General features: G+C 66.7%; 4 protein-coding genes and 1 pseudogene. 1 reads left to right on the top strand and 4 read right to left on the bottom strand.

Features of this window, described 5'->3' with window-relative positions:
• Positions 1-272 precede the first annotated feature (272 nt).
• Entirely contained in the window at positions 273-5,903 is a 5,631-nt protein-coding gene (locus U9978_RS08320) for an Hsp70 family protein (RefSeq protein ID WP_322760485.1), read from the top strand.
• A 311-nt stretch (positions 5,904-6,214) separates the two neighbouring features.
• Here U9978_RS08320 and U9978_RS08325 read toward each other — a convergent pair whose 3' ends face one another.
• The 4 genes and pseudogenes from U9978_RS08325 to U9978_RS08340 all read right to left on the bottom strand — a co-directional run.
• The gene (locus U9978_RS08325; protein ID WP_322760486.1) at positions 6,215-6,460 is read right to left on the bottom strand and encodes an AbrB/MazE/SpoVT family DNA-binding domain-containing protein; all 246 of its coding nucleotides are present in this window, start codon (positions 6,458-6,460) and stop codon (positions 6,215-6,217) included.
• Positions 6,461-6,703: 243 nt separating this feature from the next.
• Positions 6,704-7,108: a type II toxin-antitoxin system VapC family toxin gene (locus U9978_RS08330; protein WP_322760487.1), complete on the bottom strand. Its 405-nt coding sequence runs from the start codon at positions 7,106-7,108 to the stop codon at positions 6,704-6,706.
• The gene (locus U9978_RS08335) at positions 7,105-7,338 is read right to left on the bottom strand and encodes an AbrB/MazE/SpoVT family DNA-binding domain-containing protein (protein ID WP_322760488.1); all 234 of its coding nucleotides are present in this window, start codon (positions 7,336-7,338) and stop codon (positions 7,105-7,107) included. Before U9978_RS08335 ends, U9978_RS08330 begins: the two co-directional genes overlap by 4 nt.
• Before the next feature lie 16 nt (positions 7,339-7,354).
• Positions 7,355-7,653 (bottom strand): annotated as a pseudogene (locus U9978_RS08340) (hypothetical protein); the annotation flags it as partial.

Below are 7,653 nucleotides of genomic sequence, written 5' to 3' on the forward strand. Positions count from 1 at the left end.
CAAGGTATCTGGGGCGACCCAGGCCGCGAGAAAGGGCGTGCGGTGCAAGTGGACGGAGAAGGCGGCGGCTGCAGGGCTGGGTGGACTCCGGGTCGGGGATCATGATGGGTAATGCTGTCGTCGGTCCTGTTCGCAGCAGGACCGACGGGGCCGCGAGCATGCATGGATGGCAGGCTACGGCTTCCGCCGCTTTGCGGACCCTGGGACGTTCGGATCATGACAAACCCGACCTAAACTAGTGCTACTAGCGTCAAGCCGCCGGGAGTCTGCGTATGGATCATGTCGATCGGGAACGGTTGGCGGGGGCGCTGCCTGGTTTCGAGCTGGGGGAGGTGCTGGGCCGGGGTACCTTCGGAGTGGTGGTGAGTGGCCGGGATGATCTCGGCCGCGAGGTAGCGATCAAAGTCCTTGCCGCCCACCATGACGGCGCCGTCGCCAGCTTCAAGTCTGAGGCGCGGACGCTGGCATCGCTCAAAAATCAGCACATCGTGCAGATCTACCGGTACCTCGAACACGACAACCTTCATCTGATCATTATGGAGTTACTGGCGGGCGGGACGCTTGCCGACCAGCGAACCCCGTTCTCTCCGGAGGGTGCCTGCGCCGTAGGGCTCGCCGTGGCCGAGGCGCTGTCGTACGCGCACACGCGAGGTGTGCTGCACCGCGACATCAAGCCGGGCAACCTGGTGTTTGCCCACGATGAGACCGGCGACCTGCTGAAAGTCACCGACTTCGGCATATCGAAGATCTTCGAGGGGTCGGCAGCGACGGCAAGCGCGGTGGTGGGGACACCGCGGTACATGGCGCCCGAGCAGATCAACCCGAATGCCGATGAGAAACTCGTCCCGGCCACCGACATCTACGCCCTCGGTGGTGTCTTGTACGAACTGTTCGCAGGGGTCCCGCCATTCGACCCGAAGCTACCGCTGGTGGCACGTTATGAACGGCAGCAGAACGTCATCCCGCCGCCGCCTGCCGGGGTTCCGGCACCGGTGGTAAACGTAGTCATGCGGGCGCTTGCCAGCCAGCCAGCAAGCCGCTATCCGTCCGCGCAGGATTTCGCGGTAGACCTTGCCCGGGCTGCCACCCACAGTTATGGTCCGGGATGGACGTCGCGCAGCGGATTTATTCTTCATGTGCGCGAGGATGTGCGCCGGGCGGCCGAAGATCTATCCGCCGCGCTCCTGGCACCTCCGGACGTTGAGCGCACCGCCCGCGCGTTGACAGGTCGGGTCGCGCCGCCGTCTGGCCGGCCAGCTGGCGGTTCCCGCCCGGACGGCGGACGCTTCCCGCAGCCGCCACCTGGCGACTGCGATGCTGCGATCGAATCGCTGAAGCAGGGCATGCCGGGCCGGCTACGTCGGGCCGTAGGGCGGTTGCAGGCTGCGTTCGACGCCGTATCTGTCACGGAGAAGGATCGCCGGCGTGCCGCCGGCGCCTACCGGGACGCCCTGAGCGGCGCGCTGCGGCACCGACCCGCACTCGCGGTCTCCCTGTTCAGCTGCTATGACGCTCGCATCCCTGCCGATCGATATGGGTTTGCCTTTCGGGCCGGTGACGTGGGCTGGCTCACGAGATTGGCGGAGCAGGGCGACCAGGACGTTTTGACCGTGGTCCTAGGGCTGGCGGAGCGGTTAGGGCTGCAAGCGCCGCGTACCGTCGCGCGCGACCGGCTGGCCAACATGCTCGGCCGACAGCGGGACGCCGGCCCTCTCGTAGCCCATCTGCTGGACTGGCAGGACCGGTACCTGCTCGACATCGGCGTGCTGACGGCGGTGCTGCAGGATTATGTGACGCACACTTCGTTGGATCGGGATGCTCACGTCTGGTCGTCCTTCTTCGCGGATCTGCCCGTGGCGTTTCTACCTGAGCTGTTCGAGGTCAGGCTGTTTTTGGGCCGGGGAGCTGACGCCGTGCGGCTGGCCGACACGGCCGTCCGGCAACGGGCAGCCGTCGAGTGCTGTCTGCGCTCGGCGCTGATCGACGACGTGCAGGCCGGGCTGGAACTGGCCGGCAGGATCAACTCGCCAATGCTCCCAGCATTGGCGGAGCGCGCCGGTGATCTGCTGTTCGGCGGCAGGCAGTATGCCGGCGCGCTCGCCCAGTACCGAGCGGCCGGCCGGTGGCAGCGGGTGAGCGAGTGTCACGAACGGCTCGGGGAGGTCGGCGAGGCGCTGACACACTGCCCTGACGACGCGGCCGATCGTCTCGCCCGGCTGGTCGGACTCTGCCTCCCGGACGTCGACGCCCTCATCGAACGGCAGGAATTCCACGAGGCCGCCCGACGGGTCCAGGAACTGGTCGGCCACCTGCAGCGGGCGGCGCCGGTGAGCGGGAGCCTGGCGAACCGTCGGGAGGAGCTCTCCGGGCTGCGGGCCGCCGTCAGCGTCGCGGGCCGGCGGCACTTCGGTGACCTTGTTCAGCGGGCATCGCCCGCTGAACAAGCCGCCGCCTACGCGGCTTGGAGTCGGTTCGAGGAGGCGGCCGGTGAATGGTCCGAAGCAGCACGGCGGGCCGAGGACGGCGGTGACAGCTACCGGGCGCACCGCTTCTACCGTCGGGCTGGACAGTTCGGGCAGGCCGACCGGGTGCTCGAGGACGACCACACGGCGGAGGGTTTGGCTACCCGTGCCGCCTCGCTCGAGGCCGGCGGCGACCCGGTGGCGGCTGCCCGGCTATATGAGGAGGCGGGGCGGCTCGAGGAGGCGACCGGGCTGTTCGTCGCCGTCGGGGAGTACGCCGCCGCCGCCCGCTGTCTCACCCAGTGGCGCGGCGACGAGGCCATCGAGGACCCCCGGCTAGCCGATTGCCTCCGCCACACTGGCGATATCAAACGGCTCGTCCGCTTGTGCCTGCAGGCGGTCGAACGCGCCGGGTTGGCCAGCCGGGCCGCCAACGAGCTGCGCCGGCTACGGGTCGAGGCCCTGATTCCGTCGTTTCTGGCCTCCGAGGTCGCTACGATGCTGGAAACCTTGGCGAGCCAGGCCCGGCGCCCTTTCGAGGCGCGGGCCGCGCAATGGGTGGCCTCGGCCCGGTCCGAGATCGAGGAGCGCTTCGCCAGCATCTGGGGTCTCGACCTGGGCACGTCCACCTGCACCGCGGCGATTTACGACCGGCAGACTGGGAATCCAGTGCTCTGCCCGGCTCGGGGCGAGGTGCAGTTCGCGTCGACGCTGAGCCTGGACGACCAGGGAAATGAATTGGTCGGTCTGCGGGGGGAGGAGATCCTCGGTAGCCGGGTGCGCGGCCATATCCGCGGAGCGAAACGGCGGATGGGCACCCGCACCGTCTACCGGATCCGGGACCGTTCCTACCGGCCCGAGGAGGTCGCGGCCCGCCTGATCCGCCACGCACGCGGACTCGTGGAGGGCTATCTAGCCGACCAGGTTCGGGAACGGGTCGGCGAGCTGGCCCGCGCCGAACTCGGCGCGGTAGACGACGATTGGCTCACCTGGGCCGAGCAGCACCACGACCTGCGGATCAGTCGTGAGCGTGTTGTTCTCACCATCCCCGCCTACTTCCTCAACAATCAGAAGCACGCGACTCGTGACGCCTGCGACATCGCCGGGGTGCGGGCGGTCCGACTGATCCATGAACCGACGGCCGCTTGCATGAGCGCGGCGCGGCAGCGCCGTCTCACCGGGCAGGTTGTGGTCGTCGACCTGGGTGCCGGCACGCTCGATGTCAGTTTCCTCGACGTCGACGAGAACCTGTACGACGTGCAGCGGGTGCGGGGTAACAACAACTATGGCAGCAACGACTTTGACGAGGCTATCGGTCGGGCATTGACAGAGCAGCTGCTAACGCAGGGTGTGCGTGTGCCGCCGACGGGTATTGCCCGGCAACGGTTGCAGGTGGCGGCTGAATATCTGAAGGTTTGCCTGTCGTCGCAGGAGGATGCCGACTATTCGCTGCTGAGCTTCGTCGACGGCCGGAACGTGCGCCTAGAGTTGAGCAGAGCCAGGCTCGCCGAGATTCTCGAAGAGCCCCTGCGGGTCCTCCAGGACGCCTGCGCCGCGTTCAAACACGAGCTGATCGACCAGCCACAGTATCTGGTGTTGGTCGGTGGGCCGATGCTTTCCCCGCTGGTACGAGGCCTGGTCGAGAAGGTTTTCGGGCTACAACAGACGGTGGTGGCCGACCCGCGTACGGCGGTGGCCTCCGGCGCAGCTATTCAGGCCGCCGTGCTTGCCGGCGCCATCAACGAGCGGGTGCTGCTCGATGTCACCCCGCTGCCGCTGGGTATCCGGGTCGTTGACGAGGAGAACCGGGAAGATCTCTCGGTGATCATCGGCCGGAACACTCACATCCCGGTTGAACGGAAGAACGCCTACACCACCCATCACGACAACCAGACGGGGATAGACATCGAGATCTTCAACGGGGACCTCGACACCTCGGCGAAGATCGGGCAGTTCCGTCTTGACGGTATCCCGCCCACTCCACGTGGCACGCCTCGGATCGAGGTGACGTTCGCCATCGACGCCGACTGTGTGCTCGAGGTCACCGCACACGATGTTGGAACCGGAAAGTCCAAGTCGATACGGGTGAACGACAGCACGCTGCTCTCACCCATCGAGCGGGACACCATGACGCGCCGCCACCAGGAGCAACGCGAGGGCGAACGACGGCGGGCCGAGGTGGACCGGCTACGTGAGGTGGTCATCGAAGCTGGGAGCGAAGACGGCGACGCGCTCTGGGCCGAGTTTCAGGACCGGCTGACGGCCTTTCGACCGACAAACGAGAAACCGGATCCCGAGACCGAGCGAGTATTCACCGAGATTTTCAACCCAGCCAACCAGATGGAGCTTGAGCAGGAACTGCGGGAAATACAGGAGACCCTGCGGGACGTGGTAGCGAACGCGAAAGAGTACCTGGAGCGGAAGCCGACCGGTGCGACAGGTACCACCGGGGCATCGGACCCGACTGACCCGACTGTCGCACAGCACCTTATAGCCGAGCTGGAACGCCAGTTGAGCCGGCTGCGCCCCCTGTGGGCACGGCTGACGGAGTACAACGCCGCACTCGTGCGATTCGCTGTCACAGCCCACGACCCGCTGCTCCGGTTCAGGGAACGTCACGACGCCGGCGACCATGTCGATGCGCTGCACGCGCTCGGAACATCGGTTCCCGACCGTCCGCAAGACCTCGACCGTCTGCTGCGCTGCCTCGCGGCGGTCGGCGACGCCGACCGCTACCAGCAGGCTCTAACCGACCACGGTGAGCTTCTTCAGGTGACGCTACTCGACCCGGCCAACCCCGCGGCGTTCCTCCGGCATGCGGAGCCGGCCTTGGTAGTCGTGGCGAGTACCCTCGCCAATGGTCGCCAGGTACTTGGCAGTGGATTCCTCATCTCGGACCGGCTGGTCGCCACCAACCGGCACTGGCTAGTCGACCAGTCCGACGGCCGGTCCACAGCCATGGAGCCCGCACAGATCGAAATCCGTCTGGACACCGGCACACGCTCCGTAGAAGGCCTATTCCTACCCGAGTCCTCCCACAGCAACGTCGCGCTGGTACGACTGACCGAGCCTGCGCAGGGCCACCCTCTCCGCCTGGGCTACCCGAGACTGGTACGCATCGGCGACCGGGTATGGGCCAGCCCAGCACCCGCCGCCACTGGGCCACGGACCTTGCGTCACGGCACCGTCGAACGGTTCGAGTCTTTCCCCGAGCAGAACCTCCAGCTCGTCCGCACCAGTCTGGTGATGCCGCCTGCGGCCAGCGGCGGCGCGCTGTTCAATACCTTCGGGGAAGTGATCGGCATCCTGACAATCGGGGAGCAGCCAGAGGCGAGCAAGGGCACCGCGATCGCAGCCGGGATCTTCGCGCTGTCGGTCGAGGCCCTCGACCCGCTGCTGGCACGAGCCGGTGCCGGCAGGCTCGGCGACCAGGGCGGCTGACCGCACCCCGGACGGGTCACAGTTACGTTGGCGAGATCCACCGCCTCGGCGTCCGGCCAGATGTGATCAAGGGATGCGTCGAGGCTATTAGTGCCTGAAACCCTGTCGGTGCTGGAAATCCGTTTGCAGGTGTTGACCAGGGCATTCCCATAGCGGATCTTTGTGTTTTCTCCTTGAGGATGCCGTCGTTCGCGGCTGGCCCGGGTGCATGTCTGCCGCGTCATCGTGATCCGTGTTGCTCGATGCTTTCCCGCCCGTAACTGCGAGGACGGTCGCCGTGTGAACTGTCCCGTCCTCGGTGTCGACGGCCTTCATCGCCGGGTTCGCTCCAGCGTGGCCCGTACCAGGTCAGAGGTCAGCACCGGCATGTCCCCTTCGGCTACGGCAACCACACCGTCGCCCTCGTCCACCAACTTCATCGGTGTCGGCGCCGGCACGATCTCAAGCCGTCCGTCTCGCTCCGCGATCTCCAGCGGCTGACCCGCCGTGAGCCCGAGAGCATCGCGCAGCGCCTTGGGGATGACGACGCGCCCGGCGGCGTCTATGGCAGTCTGCATGCCAAAATTTGGCATCCACCGCCCCGCGTGGCCGTCACTGCAGCGCCCTACATCACAAGGCTCGCCGCCGTGGTGGCGCCGAGTTCCCAACTGGCCTCACGATCGGCGGCGGACAGGTCGCCGACAACGGTGAGTGGATCGCCGCCGCCCCGCCCGCATACCCATCAGGGCATCAGGGCCGCGGAGGTAGCCGCGCCGAGCTCCCAGCAGGCTTCGCAGCGGCCGCGTCTGGGGCGCCGAACATCAGGGTGCGATCAGTTCGACCTTCGGAAAGTACGTCCGGTACCGGACGGCGTCGCGAGTAAGCAGCCGATAGCCGGCGACGGCCGCGTGGGCGCCGATCAGGAAGTCTGGCAGGGGCGACGTCCTCGTCCCACCCTGTCGGCGGTAGTTCGTATAGGCATTGCCGGCAAGAAAGGCCGCCGGGTACGGGAGGCTGTCTCGTCGAAATACCTCTGGCCGGAGCGTGTCATCGAGATCCTCTATCCGCGGATAGCGGACGGAGACCTCCGCGTAGATAACAGGATTGATGACGAGCTGTGCCTCGTCCGCGGCCGCCGCGATCGCATCGGCGGACCAGTCGCCCCACCGGGGGTCGTCACCAAGTAGGTCGAGTAGCACGTTGCTGTCAACCAGGACGGGTGTCACTCGCCGCGGGTAAGCGCCATGATCTCATCGGTGGACATGCCAGGGGGAGCCGTGCCACGAAGCCGGTGCACAATGCGCTGGCCGCGCCCATCGCCCAGACCTGACTCCATGCGCACGATGTGGACGCCGTCGTCATCAAAAATGATCTTTATCTCGCTGCCCGGGAGGAGGCCGGCCTTCTCCCGGATCTCTACCGGGATCGTCACCTGAGCCTTGGACGTGATCCGCATCGACGCCTCCTACTTCTCAAAGTAAGAGTATTACGCTGCCCCGCCAGGTGGCCAAGCTCGCGGCCGACATGGCGCCAAGTTCCCAGCAAGCCTCGCGGGCGGCGGCGTCCGGGGGGCCGATCACCGTGACCGGGTCGCGAAGGCGCTTCCAGCGTAGGCCCGTCGCGATCGACTCCACCGCACGCACTGCGCCGGCGGTGTCGTTGTTCCCGTGGACATACAAGGCGTACGGCCGACCAACAGTGGCGTCCAAGATCGGATAGTAGACCGTGTCGCAGAACTTGCGGAAAGTCGGGTGCGTCAGACAGTAACGCT

It is taken from the genome of Protofrankia sp. Cr2, from assembly GCF_963555885.1.
In the GTDB taxonomy this organism is placed as follows: domain Bacteria; phylum Actinomycetota; class Actinomycetes; order Frankiales; family Frankiaceae; genus Protofrankia.

Bases quoted from the DNA above. Each gene is read 5' to 3' on its own strand.
- U9978_RS08335 (WP_322760488.1), bottom strand. From the start codon at position 7,338: ATGCGGATCACGTCCAAGGCTCAGGTGACGATCCCGGTAGAGATCCGG.
- U9978_RS08320 (WP_322760485.1), top strand. From the start codon at position 273: ATGGATCATGTCGATCGGGAACGGTTGGCGGGGGCGCTGCCTGGTTTC.
- U9978_RS08325 (WP_322760486.1), bottom strand. From the start codon at position 6,460: ATGCAGACTGCCATAGACGCCGCCGGGCGCGTCGTCATCCCCAAGGCG.